The following is a 21,202-nucleotide window of genomic DNA, read 5'->3' as shown; positions in this document are numbered from 1 at the left end:
TTGCAAAAATATCTTCCGGAAAAAGACTCGGACTATTGGATGGTAATGCTTTGAATAGTATGTTTGCCATATTGTTTGGGTACACCTAAAAATAACCATTTTTTAGGACAAACAATAAAAATCCCCGACACTTTCACGTATCGGGGATTCCTTTTTAAAAAAAGGCTTTTTAGACAACCTCTTTTTTTATCGTTAAGATACGATCTATTTCGCGTACGAAACTGAACGCGTCTCCCGGATAACGGTTACTTTGATCTGACCCGGATACGTCATCTCAGTCTGTATACGGTTCGAAATATCGGCCGCCAGAATCTCTGCCTGTGCGTCAGAAACCTTCTCCGACTCGACAACGACGCGTAGCTCGCGTCCCGCCTGAATGGCAAAGGTCTTCTCTACTCCCGGATAAGAAAGGGCCAATTCTTCCAGTTCTTTCAATCGCTTGATGTAACTTTCGACAACCTCGCGACGTGCGCCCGGACGGGCTCCTGAAATAGCGTCACATGCCTGTACGACGGGCGAAATCAGGGAAGTCATTTCAATTTCGTCATGGTGAGCTCCAATAGCATTACATACGTCCGGATGTTCCTTATATTTTTCTGCCAGCTGCATGCCCAAGATGGCGTGTGGCAGCTCCGGATTGTCATCAGGCACCTTACCGATATCGTGCAGTAATCCTGCCCGTTTTGCATGTTTCACGTTCAGTCCCAGCTCTGCCGCCATTGTCGCCGCAAAGTTGGCCACCTCACGTGAGTGTTGCAACAAATTCTGTCCGTACGACGAGCGGTACCGCATACGGCCCACCATCCGGATCAGCTCCGGATGTAGCCCGTGGATGCCCAGATCGATAACAGTACGCTCGCCGATCTCCACAATTTCGTCTTCTATTTGGGTGCGTGTTTTGGCAACCACCTCCTCAATACGGGCGGGGTGAATACGTCCGTCGGTAACCAACCGGTGCAAGGACAGGCGTGCAATTTCTCTGCGGACAGGGTCAAATCCGGATAAAATAATAGCTTCCGGCGTATCGTCTACGATGATTTCGACACCTGTTGCTGCCTCCAGCGCCCGTATGTTCCGACCCTCACGGCCAATGATACGCCCCTTGATTTCATCGTTCTCAATATTGAAGATTGACACGGTATTCTCAATCGCTGATTCGGTTGCTGTACGCTGGATCGTTTGGATCACAACCTTTTTCGCTTCTTTCGACGCTGTAAGCTTAGCCTCGTCGACGATATCCTTAATTTGCATTATGGCCTGCGACCTAGCCTCCTCGCGAAGAGAGTTTACCAACTGCTCGCGTGCTTCGGCGGCAGACAAGCCGGCAATGGTCTCCAGCTGCTTAATGTGCTGGTTCTTTAACTGGTCTACTTCTTCTTTTTTCTTTTCATTTACTTCAATCAGCTGATCGAGCTTTTTGCTCTTAGCGTCCAACTCCTGCTTTTCACGGTTGGCATTTTCAAGTTTTTGATTTAACGACTGCTCTTTCTGGCGCAGCGCATTTTCCTTTTGTGCTAGGGTGTTGTTTCGCTGATTGACTTCCTTCTCGTGTTCTGCTTTCAGCTGCAAAAATTTTTCCTTTGCTTCTAAGTTACGCTGTTTCTTATGGTGCTCAGCTTGCTGCTCAGCCTCCTTGATGATTCGATCCGCTTTTTCCTGTGCCGATTGCTCTTGCTTTTTGAAAACTAATTGTAACAAAAAACGACCAATAACAACACCTATTATCAGCGAAATTATAATCGAAATTGTTGTTGATAACTCCATTGTTCTTATATGTATATTATATTATGTATTTATTTTTTTAGCAAAAAAAACCGCAATTAAATGTACAGGTCCCATGTATTATTAAACTTCGATTACACATGATTTGGGCAATTGATCATGACCTAGATGGCTTACGCAAAATGGCCTACATCTTAGTTCCGCCCGTGATATTGAAGCGTTAAGTTTAAAATAGTGACAACCCGAATTTAACTGCGGCAAATTCGTCGTTATAAAGCTCTAAAATAAAAAGAACGATATATTTATTTCTTAAAGAAATCCGTCAATAAACTATCTAATTCGTGAACTTTCTCCTCCAATCCTTCTTCATGTTGCTGAGCGCTGCGCTCGGCCTTGATCATCCCTGTGGCGTACTGTAGCACGCACATGGACAACAAGTCCTGTTTATCACGAACTGCATAGTTATCCTGCAATTCCTTTATTCTTTCATTAACCAACTTCGCAGCATGCCTGATAATTTCCTCCTCTTCCACATCCACCCGCAACGGGTAAACACGATCTGCGATATTTATTTTTATGGAAATTTCTCCCATTATGTCTGAGCTTAAATAACGTAACAGGCTTCCCCTTCTTTTCTTCCTACTTCAATAAGCCTATACATCTGTCTATTTCTCGCACAAAATCGTTAATTTTTTGCTTTGTGTCAAGTATTTTTTCATTTATTGCTTCCCGATCCACTTCGGATTCTTCCAACGATTTTGCAACTGCCAAAGCCTTAAGCTTTTCCTCAAGCTGCTGAACTTTGTCCGTACTCGTTTGGAACGCCACCTGCAACGACTGTACCTCAAGTTTTAACAGATCGTTTTCTTCTTGAAGAGCCTCGCACAACTGAATAAGATTTTTCGTCTTCTCAACGATGATATTCATTTGTGTAGATAGTGTTGCCATAGTTCTTACTTCGCAATTAAACTTAATGTCTTCCGGCTACCGGATGGTTGCGCCCGTTTCCTTCTCAAAGTTAAGCATTAATTTTTTAATTATGCTGTCGATTTGTTTGTCGTTTAGCGTTTTTTCCTCGTCCTGCAGAACAAAGCTCAACGCATATGACTTTTTGCCTGCCGGCAGTTTATCGCCTTTATACACATCGAAGATATTAATGTCTTTTAACAACTTTCTTTCCGACTTAACAGCTACCTGCTTCAGCTGTTCAAATGTAACAGCATCATCCACCAGAAGTGCGAGATCGCGCCGTACAGCGGGATATTTGGACACCTCGCGGTATTTGATCACGTTTTTGCGGATTGCTTTGGTGACAAGGTCCCAATCGAATGTAGCGAAGAACACCTTGCCGTCAACATCAGCCTTCTGAAGGTTCTCTACAGCAACACTACCAAATGTTACGAGCGGCTTTTGGCCCTTCATGTATGTCAGTCCATAATCAAAGTATGGGCCGCCTGCTTCGACAGTTTGTAGCCCTGCAATGTTCAAGCGGCGCACAATCGTGTCTACGGCGGCTTTCAGGTGGTAGAAGTTGGTCCTCTTGTTGCCTAAGCTCCAGTGTTCATCGACCTGATTTCCGGCGATCGTCAATGCCAGATGCTGCCGTTCAGCATATCCTTCCTCATTTTTGAAATATGCTTTGCCATATTCGAAATATTTTGCATCGGGATGCTTACGTTTTTGGTTGTAGGAAACCGTGGTCAATGCGGAAAACAGTAGATTCTGGCGCATGGTATCCAGATCAGAGCTCAGCGGGTTAAGCAGGCGTACGGCCGTGGCCTCATCTTCCACATACATCAGCTTGGTTAAGGAGTTGTTCAGGATTTCGCGATAGCCATTGCCAATCAACAGATCTGCAATCTGGTTTAGCACAACCTCTTTATCGGGCTTTTCTGTTGTGTTCAAAGAAGACTTGATCTGCGGCTTCAGCTCGATATTGTTATATCCATAGATGCGCAATACCTCTTCGATCACGTCGACTTCGCGGGTTACATCAACTTTATAGGGCGGTACGCTGACCACAATTTCGTCTTCCTTTTCCTCCAGAATACCAATTCCTAATGCCAAGATGATACTCTTAATTTCGGACGCAGGGATATCCTTTCCGATCAGCGCCTGTACACGTTTATAGTTCACTGGAAACGTAAACGGGGAAACCGGCTCCGGATACACATCGGTAACAGAAGAGGCGATTTCACCTCCAGCCACTTCCTGAATTAACAACGCCGCCTTTTTTAGTGCGTATACCGGCATATTAGGATCCGTTCCGCGTTCGAAGCGGAAGGAAGAATCAGTTTTTAAACCGTGACGCTTAGCAGTCTTCCGGACATACACAGCGTTAAAGTAAGCTGACTCAAGAAATATTTTCGTTGTTTCATTGGTTACACCAGATACCGAACCACCAAAAACACCGGCTATGCACATCGGCTTTTCCTGATCAGCAATGACCAGATCTTCGGCCGACAATGTCCGTTCTACGCCGTCGAGTGTGACAAAAGGCTCATTCTCCGCAGCAAGCCGCACAACAACCTGTCCTCCAGCTATTTTATCTGCGTCGAAAGCATGCAGCGGCTGCCCCAGATCGTGCAGGATATAATTTGTTACGTCGACGATATTGTTAATTGGACGTACGCCGATGGCCATCAGTTTCTCCTTCAGCCAGTCAGGAGATTCCGCTACCTGTACCCCTGAAATCGTAACGCCTGCATAACGGGGTGCGCCGACAGGCTCCTGTACATCGACCTGCACACCTTTGTCGCGCCCCTCGGCGAACGCCGAAACATCAGACAATGTATACGGCTTCCTAAAATAGGCCGCTAGGTCGCGGGCGACGCCCAAATGAGAAGCTGCGTCGGCACGGTTAGGTGTGAGGCCGATCTCATAACGAAAGTCATCCTTGATCTCGAAGTAGTCCTTCACTAAAGAACCAACCACCGCGCTGTCGGCCAGCTCAACCAGCCCCGCATGTGACGTTCCTAAACCTATTTCATCTTCTCCACACAACATTCCCTCAGACACCTCGCCTCTGATCTTGGACTTTGTAATCTTAAACGGCTCTCCGGCGGTAGGATGACATGTGGTGCCGACCTGTGCCACAATAACCTTAAGTCCGGTGCGTACATTGGGCGCTCCACAGACGATAGACAAAGGTGCTTCGCCACCGATATCGACGGTCGTGACTTTCAACTTATCTGCATTAGGGTGCTGTTCGCAGCTTTTTACCTCCCCTACCACCAAGCCCTCCAGTCCTCCGGGAATTTGCTGCACCTTATCCAACGCTTCCACTTCCAAACCAATATCCGTTAAGATAAGAGACAGTTCTTCGGGTGTTTTATCGGTATCTATATAGTTTTTGAGCCAATTATAGGAAATGTTCATTTCGAATTTTTGTTTTAAAGCACAAAGATAGAATTTTAGAACGTTGTGTCACATTTAAGCACGAGAAAAAAAATCATCGGCTTCCATAAAAATATTCCGTAACTTTGTGCTTTGATTTGAAGAACGTTCAAAATACACAGTTATAATGATTCATTTCTTTGTGAACCCCAGCAATACCGTTTACGGTGTGCAAACCCAACAATATCTCTCAACCGAAGATATTTCTAAACTCAACTGGCTCTTTGGAAACGCTAAGAAACTTGATGATCAAACCCTTAGCAACTGCTATGTGGGGCCTCGCGCAGCGATGATCACCCCGTGGAGCACCAACGCCGTTGAGATCACGCAAAATATGGGTATCGAAGGCATTCTACGCATCGAAGAGTTTCAGCCGGTTTCGGAGGATTTTACGGATTTCGACCCTATGATTTCGCAGAAGTACACCGCTTTAACACAAGAGATGTACACAATTAACATCGACCCCGAACCTATTCTGGAGGTCGACGATATTGCTGCGTACAACCAGCAGGAGGGGCTGGCACTTAGTACCGAGGAAGTTGAATACCTGAATAACTTGTCGGCAAAACTCGGGCGTAAATTGACGGATTCCGAGGTGTTTGCTTTTTCACAGGCAAATTCCGAGCATTGCCGGCATAAGATCTTTAACGGCACGTTTGTCATCGACGGACAGGAACAGCCTACCTCCCTTTTTAAGCTCATCAAAAAAACGTCAGAAACCAATCCAAACGAGATTGTTTCGGCCTATAAAGACAACGTGGCTTTTATAGCCGGACCGGAAGTCGTACAGTTTGCGCCGCAGTCGGCCGACAAACCCGATTTTTATACCGAGAAGCCTTTTCAATCTGTCATTTCGCTCAAGGCGGAGACGCACAACTTCCCGACCACGGTCGAGCCTTTCTCGGGCGCGGCGACGGGTTCTGGAGGAGAGATCCGCGATCGCCTTGCGGGTGGTCAGGGAGCCCTTCCTTTAGCAGGAACAGCTGTCTACATGACAGCTTACTCGCGCTTGTTACAGGACCGTCCGTGGGAAACGGCTATGGAAGAACGCGATTGGCTGTACCAAACACCAATGGACATCCTGATCAAGGCGTCCAATGGAGCGTCCGACTTCGGCAACAAGTTTGGACAACCTCTCATAGCGGGCTCCGTACTTACGTTTGAACATGAAGAGCATGGCCGACGGTTGGGCTACGACAAAGTAATTATGCAGGCCGGCGGTGTGGGCTATGGAAAGCTCGACCAAGCAAAAAAACAAGAACCAAAAGTGGGCGACAAGATTGTCGTTCTCGGCGGAGAGAACTACCGTATCGGTATGGGAGGGGCAGCCGTGTCTTCGGCAGACACTGGAGCTTTCGGTTCGGGTATCGAGCTCAACGCGATCCAGCGCTCCAACCCCGAGATGCAAAAACGGGCGGCGAATGCTATCCGTGCTTTTGTAGAGTCAGACCACAACCCTATTGTATCTATACACGACCATGGTGCCGGCGGACACCTTAATTGTCTGTCCGAACTCGTAGAATCTACGGGCGGACTGATTGATCTGGATAAACTACCAGTTGGCGACCCCACACTTTCTGCAAAGGAAATTATAGGAAACGAGTCGCAAGAACGGATGGGACTTGTTATTGCGGATAAAGATATTGCACAGCTGCAACGGGTGGCTGAACGCGAACGCGCGCCTATGTATACCGTCGGCGACGTCACCGGCGACCATCGCTTCACCTTCGCCTCTAAAACGACAGGTGTAAAACCGATGGACTACGATCTAGCCGACTTCTTCGGTTCGTCGCCGAAGACGATCATGAACGACAAGACGGTAGCGCGTAGCTATGCCGATCTGTCGTACGACGTGCAACAAGTGCCTACCTACCTAAATCAGGTTATACAGCTGGAAGCCGTAGCCTCAAAAGACTGGCTGACCAACAAGGTGGACCGTTGTGTTGGCGGTCGGGTGGCAAAGCAACAGTGCGCAGGACCATTACAGCTACCTTTAAACAACGTCGGTGTCATGGCGCTCGACTATAGTTCTACGGAAGGCATCGCAACTACCGTCGGCCACTCTCCTCTAACAGCGTTGGTAGATCCGGTAGCAGGTTCGAGAAACGCTATTGCAGAAGCACTTTCAAACCTCGTCTTCGCTCCTATAAAAAATGGATTGGCAGGCGTGTCGCTTTCGGCAAACTGGATGTGGCCCTGCAACAATGAGGGCGAAGATGCGCGCCTATACCAAGCCGTTCAGGGCTGTTCGGAGTTTGCCATTGAACTCGGTATAAACATCCCGACCGGAAAGGACTCGTTGTCCATGAAACAAAAGTATCCGGACGGTAAAGATGTCCTCGCTCCCGGAACATTGATTATCTCTGCTGCAGGGAACTGTACAGATATAAACAAGGTTGTGGAACCGGTGCTTTCGAAAAACGCCGGATCAATTTACTATATAAACCTTTCCAAAGACAGCTTCAAACTGGGGGGGTCGTCTTTTGCGCAGATCAATAACAAGATCGGCCCCGAGGTTCCTACTGTTCGGGACGCGGCCTACTTCAAAAAAGCATTCAACGCCATCCAGCAGCTTATTGCAGCAGAATTGATTGCTGCGGGACATGATATCGGCTCCGGCGGGTTAATCACGACGCTTTTGGAACTGACCTTTGCGGATGTAAATCTCGGCGCTCGCTACGACCTCAGTGGACTGAAAGAAGCGGATACCGTGAAGGCCCTATTCAACGAAAATATTGCTGTCATTCTTCAGGCGCGTGACGATGCCTCATTCGAAGCAGCGGCAGTATCTGCCGGATTGGAGGCCATAAAGATCGGTCATCCCACGGATACAGCCGAGGTGATTGTGAAAAACAATGCCGACACCTTCGCATTCGACGTGATGGAAACCCGCGACATGTGGTTCAAAACGTCTTATTTGTTAGATCAGAAACAGTCTAAAAACGGTATGGCGGCGGAACGGTACCGCAACTATAAAAACCAGCCGCTGTCTTACACGTTTCCTGCGCATTTTACGGGGAGGAAACCCGACGTTTCGGGCCTGCAGAAGCGTCCGAAAGCTGCTATTATCCGCGAGAAAGGATCGAACTCGGAGAGGGAAATGGCCAACGCCATGTACTTGGCCGGTTTCGACGTGAAGGACGTTCACATGACCGACCTAATCGCCGGAAGGGAGACGTTGGAGGACATCCAATTTATCGGTGCGGTAGGCGGGTTCTCCAATTCAGACGTGCTCGGCTCTGCCAAAGGTTGGGCGGGGGCTTTCCTCTACAACGAAAAAGCGAAAAAAGCGTTGGACAACTTTTTTGCGCGTCCCGACACATTATCGGTGGGCATCTGTAATGGATGCCAGCTGTTTATGGAACTGGAACTGATTAACCCTGAACATGAGGTTCACGGCAAGATGCTACATAACGTTTCTGAGAAGCACGAGTCAAACTTCGTTTCTGTCGCGATACAGGAAAACAACTCGGTAATGCTGTCGACCTTGGCAGGTAGCACATTAGGTGTGTGGATATCGCACGGAGAAGGGAAATTCAATTTACCATACGGTGAAGAGCAGTACAACATCGTTGCAAAATATGCTTATGAACAGTATCCCCACAATCCGAACGGATCGGACTTCAACACAGCCATGATGTGCGATAGAACGGGCCGCCATCTAGTGACTATGCCGCATATTGAACGCTCGACATTTCAGTGGAACTGGGCACACTATCCCGCGGGCAGAAAAGACGAGGTGAGCCCTTGGCTCGAAGCTTTCGTCAATGCGCGTAAGTGGATTGAGCAACAAAGCATATAGGCGTATTCTTAGCCGTGCCGAGCCCTAAGGGCAAAGAGGTATCGTTGCTCTACAGCGTCAGCCGGTTTACGGCACGAAAAAGTCCGACGGACAGATCTATATAATCCCCTTTTTTGCAGAGAGCTCCAGCTCGGGCAGCACTGCAAAAAAAGGGTTTTTTTCATTCCCTATCCTTAGGCTTCACGAAGGCATTCGCTTTTGCTGTTGTTATATCCGTCTCTACCTTTATAGGGTGACATTTCGCCATCGCGTATGACGTCAAAGGCAGGAACAGGAAGACAAATAGCCCCAGCCACCAGCCTAACAGCTGCGCGACAAGCACGCTGCAAAGTAGAACGAAAAGCGGGTACGTCAGCAGGAGGACGCTGAATAACAACGAGTCAAAAAATATAGTTCCTTCTGTTTTTTTCCGGATATAATCCCGCCACATGCGGTAAAACCATCTTTGGCTATAACGGCCAAGCGGAGCCAATAGCTGCCAAAACTGTTGCCCCTTTTCATTAGAAGGCTGCGGCACCAAGGGTCTTTCGCTCATAGCCCGTTTCAATGCTTGACGGAGTTCACGGATGACGGCTGCCGCATCGACCTGCCCCGCCTCAATATGATCTGTACTGTCAATCGGAGGCAGCGCGCGGAGGCTAACAGCTTTAGGCACAAAACGAAATGAGCTGTAGTCGATGGTATACGGTTGTACCTGCACGGGGATGTCTGCTTTATACGATCTTTCTAACAAAGACGTAAGTCCGCCGTTCATCAGGGGTTGTAACGTCCATAGGTTCAGCGACCTTCCCTCAGGAAAGATTAGAATGTGCTTCCCCTCTTTCAGTTCGCGTATACACTCATCGTAAGTAAAGTCGTTCTTCACAGCATACTCTTCGTCGTCGCCCCGTTTATATATGGGGAGCATGAACAACGATCGGAGCACGATGCTGACAAGCGGTGCTTTAAAGATATCCCCCCGCGCCAGATACCGTAATTCAACGGGAGCGTGGACAGCAAGAACCAGCGCATCAAACAATGAGTTTGGATGATTGGAAACGACGATGGTGGGCGCTGTAAATGCAGCCAACTGCAGTTCTGCTGTCCTCAGGTCAGGAACGTACCATCGCAACCCTAGCCGCACAAACTGTCTTAATAATGAATAAAACATGGATATTACAATTACAACTATCTTCTATATATGGATCTGCGTTAATATGTCCCGTAACCACCACGTACCATCGGGATATCCGTTTAACAACGATCTATAGATGGAAGCCATCTAGCAAAAAACAGACCTTTTTTTTCCGGCAACGGTCGCCTCTATACTTTGTTAAACTCCCTCGGGGAAAATAAGCCATCCCGTATATTGTGTGTTTTTCATTTTTTATTCCGGGAATTTCCTTGTTATTTTGATTTATGAGAATAATCGGAATTATCCCCGCTCGATATGCGTCGTCCCGTTTTCCTGGAAAACCATTGGCCGATATAGGTGGAAAATCGATGATTCAACGTGTCTACGAACAGGTGAAAGGTTGTGCGAGCTTGTCAGAAGTCGTAGTGGCCACAGACGACAGCCGCATAGAAGACCATATCCGGTCGTTCGCAGGAAACGTTGTCATGACGTCGGCATCCCACCAGTCAGGTACCGACCGCTGCGCAGAGGTCGTGAACAAAATCAGTGGTTTTGACGTAGCTATCAACATCCAGGGCGACGAACCGTTCATCAACCCCCTGCAGATCGAGTTATTATGCTCGCTTTTTACAGATCCCGACACACAGATAGGAACCCTGGTGAAGCGCATAGACCACAGCGACGACCTTTTTAGCGAGAACACGCCCAAAGTGGTCTTCGACAAACACGGAAAAGCGCTCTACTTCTCCCGTCAGACTATACCGTTTTATAGAGGCACCGACGAGCAACAATGGCTCAGTGATAGGCGCTACTATAAACATATCGGCATTTATGGCTATCGAACGCCGATACTACAGGAGATAACACAGCTCCCCCTATCCGGCTTAGAGGAGACAGAAGGGCTGGAGCAGCTTAGGTGGCTTGAAAACGGCTATGACATCCGTATCGCCGAAACAGAACATGACACTATAGCCGTCGATCGGCCAGAAGACATAGCAGTAATAAAAAGGAAATTTTTTAATGGATAGAGTGCGTGTGGAACAGACACAGGCGAGTAGTCGGGATATGCCCGAGTTACTTCAGTTCAATTATTTCATGTCCGACAACAGCGAATATACTGTTATCCGCCCGCTTTCGCATCATATATAGGCCCGTCCACCGGCCAAACGCCGGAAGCGTTAAAACCCTGCCTTCCAAATAAAAGCAGGGAAATCTAAAGTACTGTCTCGCCGTTGTGGCCACCTCACAGCCGGGGTGTATATGCCCTACAAGGTTATAGATAGGCGGTTTTAATCCCATCAACGGCTTATGCGAAAGGACAAGCCCCTCGGGCAGCACGATGTATTCTTTACAGTCAATAGCCGACGCCTCCCATAATTCGTCCTGTATTATATCATGGTTTCCGCGCGTGAGGGAGAAGCGAATCTTCGGGTAACGGCTGAGAAATTGCTGAAGCGCCACCCCCTCCATGTTCCATGAAGAATGAAAAAGATCGCCAAGGAAAACAACCCAGTTAACGGGAAGCTCCTCTAATAGAACGGCGAGCCTTCCGAAATCTTCTTCAAGCTGCATAGGCGGGACAAAAAGACCTTCCTTCCGAAAATGGCCGAGTTTGCCGACATGCCAATCGGATAGAATCAGCAGGCTATGCGCTGGAATAAAGATTGCTTTCTGCGGCAGCAGAAACACATCCAACCCATTTAGCACAAGCTTTTTCACTATTATCCGATCTTTCCTTCCAATTGCAATTTTAGCAGTTCCAATCGACTTTGCCAATCTTCGTTGCTATATTTTTCCCGGAAAGATTCTGAAAAAATCGGAAACGAAAAAGGTGTAAGCTGTTGCGGACAGGACAGAATGATGGTGTGGTTGGCAATACGCTCAAAAGCGAGTTGCATCCTGCCCTCTTCGAGCTGAAAATCGAACACCTCGTCGTAGGCCTCCCGAAGCAGCAGATTCGTTGGGTCATAGTCTTCAAAGACAGAAAAAAAAAGCCCGGCATTTGCCTGAAGATGGCGTGTTTTAACCGCTTTGCCGGGATACCCCTGAAACACCAGTCCGGCGATACCAGCTATATCTCTGAAACGTCTGCGCGCCATTTCCCGCACGTTAATGCCAGACGTTATATCTTCATGGAGATGATCTGGAGACAGCAGTGCTTTTATCATGCCGTCGTTTACCTCATAGCGGGTTGAAGACAAGAGCTCAAATCCATATTCATTGCTTGCGATACTAAAGCTGGCCGGCTGTATCTTTCCTAAGCGATACGCCAGTACCTGAGCCATCCCCTCGTGTACCAGCTTCCCGTCGAAAGGATAAACAAACAGATGGTAACCGTATTTCGTTGCTATATATTCGACCAGGAGTTCCTCTTCCTGAGGAAGTGCCGATCTCACTTTCTGCTCTTCGAATAGAGGCCTCAGAAAGGACAGTTCCGGACTGCCAACGCGGGCTTTATGAATATTTCTGAAGCTATGCCGGATAGCAGTTCCAAGATCCGGCGAGATGGAAAAGCGTCCTCCCATCCACGATGGCACCACGCCCTTTGCTTTTGTCGTAGGACGCACGATAACCTCCATGTTGCGGACATGCTGCAACTCGAGCTGCCGTCCCGAAAACCAGAAAACATCTCCGGTATTCAGCTTCGAGATAAAAGATTCTTCGATAGAACCGAGGAATTTGCCATTCATAAGTTTTACGCGCATCATGGCATCCGACACGATCGCTCCGATACTTAGCCGATGGCGCATAGCTAATCTACGCGACTCAACCCGATATAATCCATCCGCCAGCACCAGTCGTCGAAAATCGTCGTATGCCTGTAAGGTCTTTCCTCCATGGGTCAACATGGCTAGACATTCATCGTACTCCTGACGGCTTATAGAGGCGAAACAATGGGTAGATTTAATCTCGTCAAACGTTCGATCTGCCGGAAAGCCGTCGCCAACTGCCAAGGTCATCAAATATTGAAGCAGCACGTCGAAGCTGCGGATATACGGGATACGCTGTTCTATGATGCCTTCTTTTAGTGCATACTTCAATGAATCGCCTTCTATAATTTCCAACGAGTTTGTCGGTACATAGTAGATATAGGAAATTTCGTGCGGCCGATGGCCCGAGCGTCCAGCCCGCTGCAAAAAGCGCGCTACCCCTTTTGGCGAACCTATCTGCACCACACAGTCGACCGGACGAAAGTCGACCCCCAGATCGAGGCTGCTCGTACAGACAACAGCTTTTAGCTTTCCCCGATGCAACGCGTCTTCTACCCAGAGACGGACTTCGTCGCTAAGGGAGCCGTGATGTACCGCTAAGATTCCTGCAAACTCAGGATAGTGGGATATAAGCTGTTGGTACCATATTTCACATTGAGAACGTGTGTTGGTAAAAATAAGGGTAGAGCCGTGTTGCCGTATAATGGCCACGACTTTATCTAATAGATGGATTCCGAGATGTCCTGCCCAGGGAAACCGCTCCAGGCTGTCAGGCAATACGGTTTCCACTTTGATCTTTTTCTTAAGCGTGGCCCGAATCATCACCCCTTGATGTCCCTTCCCCAGCAAGATCTCCTGTGCTTCGCTTAGGTTTCCGATCGTCGCTGATATGCCCCAGATCTTAAGTTTAGGGTTTATGGCCTTGAGCCGGCTCAGCGCTAGCTCGACCAAGACGCCACGCTTGCTGCCCAGCAGTTCGTGCCATTCGTCAACAACAACGAACGCCAATTGGCCAAAATAGTCGGCAGCGCCTTTCGACGCAAGGAGGAGATGCACGCTCTCCGGCGTTGTAATTAAGGCCTGTGGAGGTTTGGTACGCTGGTTCTTCCTTTCGCTCAAACTCGTGTCGCCCGTCCGGAGTTCTATTTTGTAATCAAGATCCAGGTCGGTGCTGACCTGGGATACGGCTTTGTGAATCTCTTTTGACAAGGCGCGTAGTGGTGTAATCCAAATGGCATGGAGTGCCGCCTGTTTACCTTTACGTTGCCGGTAATCCTGATACTGGTAGTAATGCGCTAAAATACCAAACCATATGGCGAAGGTCTTTCCAAATCCCGTGGGAGCATTCAATAAGCCCGAATGGCCTTTTTCAATAGCACGCCATGCCTGCCGCTGAAAACTGTGGGGTTCCCATCCTTGATTAAAAAACCAAACGCTCGCGAATTGATTCATTTCGTGGTCTTTGCGATAAACAATCCATCAATATATAGCAAACTTAGATAAATTGCCGTTTAGATGCCTAATAATTGCGTTTATATAAAGGCAATTTATCGATCGCTCCTCTGCCATCAAGAACTTTCTTATAGCGGAAAATATAGCACTTTTGCTCAAATAGGCTAACGGGCAGTGCTATTACCCGAACCGGCCTTAACAAGAAACTGTTCCAGGTCTTCCCTGGTGTTGGCCTCGCTGGCTGGTTTATCCTGTCGCCATCGTAAGATGCGCGGGAACCGCAGGGCTACACCGGACTTATGACGGGTACTTCGCTGGATCCCTTCGAAAGCCAATTCGAACACCAATATAGGTTTGACACTTCTGACTGGTCCAAATTTCTCTATAGTATTCTGCTTAATCCATCGGTCTATCTGGAGCAGCTCCTTATCCGTCAAGCCGGAATATGCCTTCGCGAAAGGAACCAGTTCTCCCTGATCCCATACGGCAAACGTATAGTCGGTAAACAAGTTTGCCCGACGGCCGTGTCCCGACTGGGCATAGATCAGGACCGCATCAATTGTCATGGGGTCCGTCTTCCATTTCCACCACCCGCCGCGTTTACGTCCCACCTCATAATGGCTATCTTTACGCTTCAACATAATTCCCTCCGCCAGGTACCGCCTTGCTTCCCTCCGGTATGCTGCGGCAGCAGACCAATCATCAAAAGCGAGCTGCTGCGACAGCTTCAGCACATCCGAAACAGGAAAATCGGCCAGCAAGGTGATCAGCTTCCCCCGCCTTTCCCAAAGCGGCTTCGTTCGGATATCTTCTCCGTCCCACTCCAATAGATCATAACATACCATGACCAATGGGGCCGACTCCAGCGCTTTCTTCGATATATTTTTCCGTCCTATGCGCGTCTGCATCACGGCAAAGTCGAGGGGCGCCCCATTTTTCCAGGGGATAATTTCGCCGTCGATGACTGTGCCCGGAGGAAGAATATCCTTCAACGGCTGAAATTCGACAAACTTGTCCGTCATCAGGTCTTCGCCACGGCTCCAGACAAAGAGCTCTCCTGCCCGCAGCACCAGCTGCCCGCGGATACCGTCTAATTTAGGCTCCAATATCCATTCATCGATGGGCCCCAGGGCGTCAACATCGTCTTCCAAAGGATAAGCCAGATAAAAGGGATAGGGTAAAAAGTGCTTCTGGCTCTGTAGGTCCGGATTAAATAGTGATTCCATCGACTCCTCAAACGGATTCCATTTTCCCATGAGACGATGTTCAACAGTCGCTTCGTCCAAAGCTGTATACTTCGCTACAGCACGGACGACCAGCTTTCGCGAGACGCCGACACGGAAGTTTCCGGTGAGGAACTTATTGAACACAAACAAAGCAGTGCTGTCCAGCATTTGCCAATAGCGTAAGACGATATCCTGCTGTTCATCAGGGGAGGCCAGGCGCATATGGCTGACATCTGTAAATACTTGAAAAAGGGAAAGATCAACAGGGATAGCAGTCACCTTTCGCGGAGGCATCACGTGTGTCAATGTCTCGGCCAAGTCGCCCACGATATAATAACTTTCTTCCAACAGCCATAAAGGAATACCCGCTGCTGCGGCCGCCCACAGCCGTAGGTCCGCTGTTTTCACCGGCCTTTTGGGTTTATTACCCATCAGAATGGCGATCGCCCACACCTTATCCTCTTCGCGTGCCAGGGTAAGATATGTCAGGACTGCGTCGACTTTCGCGGAGGTCTTGGTCGTGGTATCAATAGCCTCAAACATACGAACAAAGTCTATCATAGCTCTTCCTCCTCCTGATCGCTGTATAAGGTTTTGAAGACCACGGCCTGTAAGCCGTGTTTTTCCCGTACCCATCTGCTAAAGGCTTGTTCATACCCGTGGGTGACGTAAATATTTCTGGCTTTCGTTTGCACGATGGCCTGGTTTAGCTGCTGCCAGTCGCAGTGGTCGGATAATACAAAGCCGCGGTCTACGCCCCGACGCCGCCGGGCGCCGCGTAGCTGCATCCAGCCGCTGCACATGGCAATACGGTAGGGCGTCCATGTCCGTAGCCAGGGTGTCGCCAAAGCTGACGGTGGAGCGACGATCAACGCGCCCCGAACCTCGTGTCGTCTAAGGCCGTCGCTGATTCTGCGTCCCGCGAATGAATAGCCAACGTCGATCAAAGCATCGTTGACGTTGGCCACCGCGCCGTGCAGGTAGATGTCGCCGATGGTTTTATCAACATGCGCCAAAACGTTCTGCGCCTTGCCTAGCGCATATGCCAGCAGAACGGTGTTGTACCCTTCGGAAGCATTGGCACGCCACCAAGCATTCATGTCGGCGTAAACTTCAGCAGGATCCGGAAAGTTATAGATGGGCAGTCCAAAAGTACTCTCCGTTATAAAATGGTCGCATGGTACACAGACATAAGGCGTGCTGACACCGTCCGGGACTATCTTATAATCGCCGCCAAATAGCCACACTTCATCATTGTAAGAGAGACGTATCTGCGCTGAACCGATGATATGTCCCGCCGGATGAAAAGATACCTGCACGCCGTTGATATCCAACACTTCGCCGTAAGAAACGCCCTGCACGATCTGCTCACTGCCGAGGCGGAGCTTCAGCAAAGGAACGGTATGATGGTGGCAAATATAATTTCCCATTCCGAAGCGCATATGATCGCTATGTCCATGACTGATGATAGCTGTCTTTACCGGCTTCCATGGATCGATATAGAAATCGCCCTGCCTGCAGAAAAGACCGTTCTCATTAACAGTAAGTAAACTCATGGAAACTATGTTCGTTGTGAATACGCTATTTTAATTAGGAACACCTGCCCGCTAAAATAGTTTTGACTATCTTTGCCGCATGAATAAACATGCGGTAATCTTTGACATGGATTCCGTATGACGTTGCAACTAACTGTTAACCAAAGTGTCAAAATAATTCAAAAATATGCTACACAACGTTTACAAAACATGGTTTTTCAGAAACACCGTCCACAAGCCTGTACATGATTATTTGGTCTATCTTCTTAGTTCAAATTTAGCATAGGGGAAAGACGTTGTTACTTCTGACTTATTCTGTAGTACGAGTATATCATTACCGTGGTCCATGCTAAACCTATAGGAAGAATTACTCTGCCTGAACAATATCTCGGAACCAGATACACTATAAGTCCCGGACCATCCAGTTCCCTGCTCTGATGTTATGATCCTTACATCGCTCCCCGAAAACACCAATTGAGGATAACCTTTTTCTCCATCTTGATAGGTATACCAGTGCCCCTGAATGTCTCTCTTATTATCGTCCTTAGAGCATGCGCAAAAAACGAATGCTACCACTATTGCCGTTATTATTGCTTTCATAAACTACCAATTCTTGTCTAAATTCGACTTTCTACTTACTTTAAATTCTTTTTCAATTGCGTGGCCCATAGGTCGAAGTACTTCATCCATAACGTTTAGCTTAGCCAAAACTATCTCTTTTATGGTTAAGGTTGCTTTATTATCGTATACATCAAATTGAAGAGTAAACGTAGGTCTGGTTGCTGCTCCTACAGCCCAATTAAAACCCTTTTTAGATTCGTTGTCAAAAGCAGATACCCCCTTACCTATTATTTGACCACTAGTGAAATCTTCCGTGTGCAATATTACGTTCTCCGGCTTTAAAACTTCATCTATGAAACTCTTACACAATGAAAACATTTCCATCTTATCAGCATGATCATTATATACATCAATGGAGTATACTACCTTTCCATCTACCTGGGGCAGATCTTGACTAACACCTAAAATAGGAATGGTTAATAATAGTAGTAGTATGCTTTTCATTAATTAAAAAGATTTTCGGTATCTGAATTTTTGCTCAATGATCTTTGCATCATGGATACATCAAGTTTATCAATAAGTTCTTGTAAATCTTCTGGGGTAGCGAACGGCATGAAAAGACCCTTGCTTTGTATGTAGCTATTAGAATTACTATAAATAGTACCGGTATATATGTAAATTATTGGATCGCCTTCATTCACCGCAAACATAGATTTTAATTTTACTCTTGAATCCATATACCAATCATCATAAGCGAACCCTACCGAATAGTAATCTCTTAAATCAGCATCAATATCTTTCGAGAAATCATCTACTTTATTTTTTATAGCTGTTTCGCTCCATTCCTTAAACTTTGTATTTACATATTTGAGATAATCTACAAACGTGCCTAACTTTTTTGCTTTCACTACTAACACACATTTATCATACGTGTTATCTACAGACTTGGAATATATATAAACCTCGTCGACAACGCCTTTTTTTTCGGTAATTTGTATTTTAAACTCTTCTTTGTTGTTCCCGGCGGTAGCGAAATATGTATCGTAATCCACCTGCCCATATATAAATAGGCATATCATTGATAGAACTATTGTTAATATTGACTTCATAATATTTAGTTTTTAATAATCATTTCTCGTTGGTATACTCTTTTTACCTCTTTTAGATATATAGGCCTCACTGGATTATAATCTTCATTATGTGACCTCAAATAGATATAATCTCCTTCTATCTTTACAAACTCCTTTAGTATAATCCCGTCTATGGTTTGAAATACATATACACGACCTTTTACCAAGTGATTGAAGTTCTCTATAGGTGTCCCTACGAAATACTCCCCAGGTAGATATTCAGTTATCATACTCAATCCGTCTATTTCGAAAGCAAAACATTCTTGCCCTATAAACGGGAAATATACTTTCTCTATGTTCTGTTCAAGTAAAACACTATCGCCATAGCCTTCCAAGAATCCGCCTTGTGCCTTAATAGGCACCACCCACATATTTGGCTTCCCAGTACCTTTAAATGCTGCTGGTCTTGCATTTGATTTACTCAAGTCGTCTCCCCATAGTTCTTCTTCCGTAACGTTAAAGGTAGCTAAGATTGTTTTTACCGAGTCATAGTCTAACCGCTTCGACTTGAATTTGGAGTAAAGATTCTGTTTACTATAACCTAACATCTTAGCCGCCGTTTCCATGTTGATAGGCTCCCCGTTAAATGTTACTTTCTTACTTTTAACAATTTTCTTTAAAAATTCTTTAAATTTTTCTCCTTGATTTTCAACGCTTTGCATAAAATTAGTAAAAATATCGTTTACCAATTTTGCAAAAGTAAAAACATTATTTACCTTTGAATCAGTGAACGTTAAGTATATATTTAAATCGCAATGCAAATGTACACTTTTTGTTCACTTTTTCGACAAACAGTAAATATAAATATGTACATCTATGCAAGTAAATGACATTGAAGTGACAAAAGTTCCTGATTGGGTAAGGGATAAAATCAGGAAAGGTTTAAAACCAAAGTGCAGACTTTTAAAGGTCGGTCAGGCTCTCCCTGTAAATACGTTAGGATGGGCAAGAAACCTAAAAACACAACTTAACGCGGAGACTAATAACGTCTATGAGTACTGGATAGACAACGGGAAAGTTTATATAGGGAGGATTGCGTAATGAACCAACTAACAAACATACAACAAACCATGTCAAGCCGTGAAATCGCGGAGTTGACAGGAAAAACACACGACAATGTGTTAAAGGCTATCCGCAATATGGAGGAAGCATGGGTAAAAGTTACTGGCGTTAAATTTAACGTGAGTGAATACAAAGACCCAACAGGCAGGAAACTACCCATGTACGAACTAACCAAAAAGGAAAGCCTGTACGTAGCTACGAAGTTTAACGACGAGGCTCGCGCTCGATTGATCCTAAGATGGGAAGAACTGGAAAACAGCAAGCAATTCCAAGTGCCGTCATCCCTATCGGAAGCTTTAAGGCTGGCGGCCAACCAAGCCGAGCAGATCGAGCAGCAGCAAAAGCAGCTGGAAGAACAAAAACCAAAGGTGCTATTTGCGGACGCCGTATCTGCCTCCAAGACTACCGTTCTGATAGGCGAACTTGCTAAAATAATCAAGCAGAACGGTTACGACATTGGTCAAAATAGGCTTTTTGATTACATGAGAAAAAACGGATACCTAATTTCTCGATTCGGCTCTGACTATAATATGCCAACTCAAAAGTCTATGAACCTGGGTCTGTTCGAAATCAAAGAAACTTCTATCACCCATTCTGACGGGCATATATCAATCAGCAAAACACCAAAAGTAACCGGGAAGGGGCAACAGTACTTCATCGACAGGTTTCTATCTGCGAAAAAGACGCATCCAAATGTAACGGTACACCCAGAAAAAAATGGGTACAGAAAAATAACATTCAGAGCATAAACTAAAAACTAAATAACATCTGAATAACAGACAGTTAAGCAACTAAAAACAGGTTGCTCAGGCGCTAGCCATGCCTTAAAAGTTGGCTAAAACAGGGGTTTACTGGCGAAGCGGTTCGATTCCGCACTCCCCTACGACAGTCCGAATAGCACGTTTGGGACTATAATCAAAAGCAATAGTTATTTGACGTACGGAAAACCACCATGCACGCATGAAAAAGCAGATAAGGGTTAATCTTCTCCCCTGCCAAGTGGTAAAAAGATAACGGAAGCTAGTTTGGTTAGCGGTGTGTTATAGGCGACACCTTAATTCTTATCCGACCGATAAGTCCTAACGACTAGCGACCTGTGTAAACACCATATCCGTAAGGTACGGCAAGGGCTGGGTTCGATTCCCACGTATGGTGCAGTTAAAAGAGATGTTCCCTACGGGTTAGGGTGAGTGAATTAAAACACAAGAAGTGTCGGTAAACGCTCCGACATGGGGGCTTATGAGGACTCCGCCTCCTGTTTGACCTGCGGCATCTCTTTTTTTATTTGGACAGGTGGCGGAATTGGTAGACGCTCGCTTTAAGGTGCGGATAGTCAACGAAATGTAAAGCTATCGTGCAGGTTCGATCCCTGCCCTGTCCACTCCAAATGAGGAAGGCAAATTTAAGACGTTTCTAGCCGCCTAATAACTTAAACGTCACTAGCCCGGCAAATAGTCGGGCTTTTCATTTTAAATCAATCAGTCACATCAT

Annotated in this window: 17 protein-coding genes and 1 tRNA gene; 5 read left to right on the top strand and 13 right to left on the bottom strand. The window is 46.7% G+C overall.

Going from position 1 to position 21,202, the window contains the following annotated elements; translation table 11 throughout:
* Positions 1 to 204: 204 nt before the first annotated feature.
* From rny to pheT, 4 genes are all read right to left on the bottom strand, one after another.
* Complete coding sequence (rny, locus tag BC792_RS16240) at positions 205 to 1,764, bottom strand: ribonuclease Y (RefSeq protein ID WP_148910071.1); 1,560 nt, start codon at positions 1,762 to 1,764, stop codon at positions 205 to 207.
* Positions 1,765 to 2,024: 260 nt separating this feature from the next.
* Positions 2,025 to 2,315: a cell division protein ZapA gene (locus BC792_RS16235; RefSeq protein ID WP_148910070.1), complete on the bottom strand. Its 291-nt coding sequence runs from the start codon at positions 2,313 to 2,315 to the stop codon at positions 2,025 to 2,027.
* Between the two features lie 46 nt (positions 2,316 to 2,361).
* Positions 2,362 to 2,670 carry a hypothetical protein gene (locus tag BC792_RS16230; protein WP_148910069.1) on the bottom strand — a complete coding sequence of 103 codons (309 nt, stop codon included), beginning with the start codon at positions 2,668 to 2,670 and terminating at the stop codon, positions 2,362 to 2,364.
* A 36-nt stretch (positions 2,671 to 2,706) separates the two neighbouring features.
* Positions 2,707 to 5,100, bottom strand: coding sequence for a phenylalanine--tRNA ligase subunit beta (gene pheT, locus BC792_RS16225; RefSeq protein WP_148910068.1), 2,394 nt, complete (start codon positions 5,098 to 5,100; stop codon positions 2,707 to 2,709).
* Between the two features lie 145 nt (positions 5,101 to 5,245).
* On the opposite strand from pheT, the gene purL reads away from it, so the two are divergent.
* A complete protein-coding gene (purL, locus tag BC792_RS16220) occupies positions 5,246 to 8,920 on the top strand; it encodes a phosphoribosylformylglycinamidine synthase (protein WP_148910067.1) in 3,675 nt (1,224 codons plus the stop codon).
* 160 nt (positions 8,921 to 9,080) lie between these two features.
* Here the strand turns inward: purL and BC792_RS16215 are convergent, their stop codons facing one another.
* A complete protein-coding gene (locus BC792_RS16215) occupies positions 9,081 to 10,070 on the bottom strand; it encodes a 1-acyl-sn-glycerol-3-phosphate acyltransferase (RefSeq protein WP_148910066.1) in 990 nt (329 codons plus the stop codon).
* Positions 10,071 to 10,318: 248 nt separating this feature from the next.
* Here BC792_RS16215 and kdsB point away from each other — a divergent pair, with 248 nt between their 5' ends.
* Positions 10,319 to 11,062 (top strand): 3-deoxy-manno-octulosonate cytidylyltransferase, encoded by a 744-nt coding sequence (gene kdsB, locus BC792_RS16210; protein WP_148910065.1) that lies wholly within the window; start codon positions 10,319 to 10,321, stop codon positions 11,060 to 11,062.
* A 46-nt stretch (positions 11,063 to 11,108) separates the two neighbouring features.
* On the opposite strand, the gene pdeM is transcribed toward kdsB, so the two are convergent.
* The 8 genes from pdeM to BC792_RS16170 all read right to left on the bottom strand — a co-directional run bounded on the left by pdeM (position 11,109) and on the right by BC792_RS16170 (position 19,311).
* Positions 11,109 to 11,753: a ligase-associated DNA damage response endonuclease PdeM gene (gene pdeM / locus BC792_RS16205; RefSeq protein ID WP_246155151.1), complete on the bottom strand. Its 645-nt coding sequence runs from the start codon at positions 11,751 to 11,753 to the stop codon at positions 11,109 to 11,111.
* Positions 11,754 to 11,755: 2 nt separating this feature from the next.
* Positions 11,756 to 14,197, bottom strand: coding sequence for a ligase-associated DNA damage response DEXH box helicase (locus BC792_RS16200; RefSeq protein WP_148910064.1), 2,442 nt, complete (start codon positions 14,195 to 14,197; stop codon positions 11,756 to 11,758).
* A gap of 164 nt (positions 14,198 to 14,361) precedes the next feature.
* Positions 14,362 to 15,984, bottom strand: a complete 1,623-nt coding sequence (locus tag BC792_RS16195; protein WP_148910063.1) for an ATP-dependent DNA ligase — start codon at positions 15,982 to 15,984, stop codon at positions 14,362 to 14,364.
* Complete coding sequence (locus tag BC792_RS16190; RefSeq protein ID WP_148910062.1) at positions 15,981 to 16,979, bottom strand: ligase-associated DNA damage response exonuclease; 999 nt, start codon at positions 16,977 to 16,979, stop codon at positions 15,981 to 15,983. The genes BC792_RS16195 and BC792_RS16190 overlap by 4 nt, the downstream gene beginning before the upstream one ends.
* A gap of 237 nt (positions 16,980 to 17,216) precedes the next feature.
* Positions 17,217 to 17,558 (bottom strand): hypothetical protein, encoded by a 342-nt coding sequence (locus BC792_RS18540; RefSeq protein ID WP_148910061.1) that lies wholly within the window; start codon positions 17,556 to 17,558, stop codon positions 17,217 to 17,219.
* A 3-nt stretch (positions 17,559 to 17,561) separates the two neighbouring features.
* Entirely contained in the window at positions 17,562 to 18,023 is a 462-nt protein-coding gene (locus BC792_RS16180; protein WP_148910060.1) for a DUF4468 domain-containing protein, read from the bottom strand.
* Entirely contained in the window at positions 18,023 to 18,628 is a 606-nt protein-coding gene (locus BC792_RS16175) for a hypothetical protein (protein ID WP_148910059.1), read from the bottom strand. Before BC792_RS16175 ends, BC792_RS16180 begins: the two co-directional genes overlap by 1 nt.
* Before the next feature lie 5 nt (positions 18,629 to 18,633).
* On the bottom strand, positions 18,634 to 19,311 hold the full coding sequence (locus BC792_RS16170) for a S24 family peptidase (RefSeq protein ID WP_148910058.1): 678 nt from the start codon (positions 19,309 to 19,311) through the stop codon (positions 18,634 to 18,636).
* A gap of 154 nt (positions 19,312 to 19,465) precedes the next feature.
* Between BC792_RS16170 and BC792_RS16165 the strand changes: the two genes are divergently transcribed.
* The 3 genes from BC792_RS16165 (at position 19,466) to BC792_RS16155 (ending at position 21,092) form a co-directional block, all read left to right on the top strand.
* Positions 19,466 to 19,690, top strand: coding sequence for a hypothetical protein (locus BC792_RS16165; RefSeq protein WP_148910057.1), 225 nt, complete (start codon positions 19,466 to 19,468; stop codon positions 19,688 to 19,690).
* On the top strand, positions 19,690 to 20,460 hold the full coding sequence (locus tag BC792_RS16160; protein ID WP_148910056.1) for a phage regulatory protein/antirepressor Ant: 771 nt from the start codon (positions 19,690 to 19,692) through the stop codon (positions 20,458 to 20,460). Before BC792_RS16165 ends, BC792_RS16160 begins: the two co-directional genes overlap by 1 nt.
* 538 nt (positions 20,461 to 20,998) lie before the next feature.
* Positions 20,999 to 21,092: transfer RNA gene (locus BC792_RS16155), tRNA-Leu, on the top strand.
* The last annotated feature ends 110 nt before the right edge of the window (positions 21,093 to 21,202 follow it).

The sequence above is a fragment of the Sphingobacterium allocomposti genome (genome assembly GCF_008124885.1).
Taxonomy (GTDB): Bacteria; Bacteroidota; Bacteroidia; order Sphingobacteriales; family Sphingobacteriaceae; genus Sphingobacterium; species Sphingobacterium allocomposti.
Note: the sequence above shows the minus strand (reverse complement) of the source record. Positions and strands in the feature narration are given on the sequence as shown.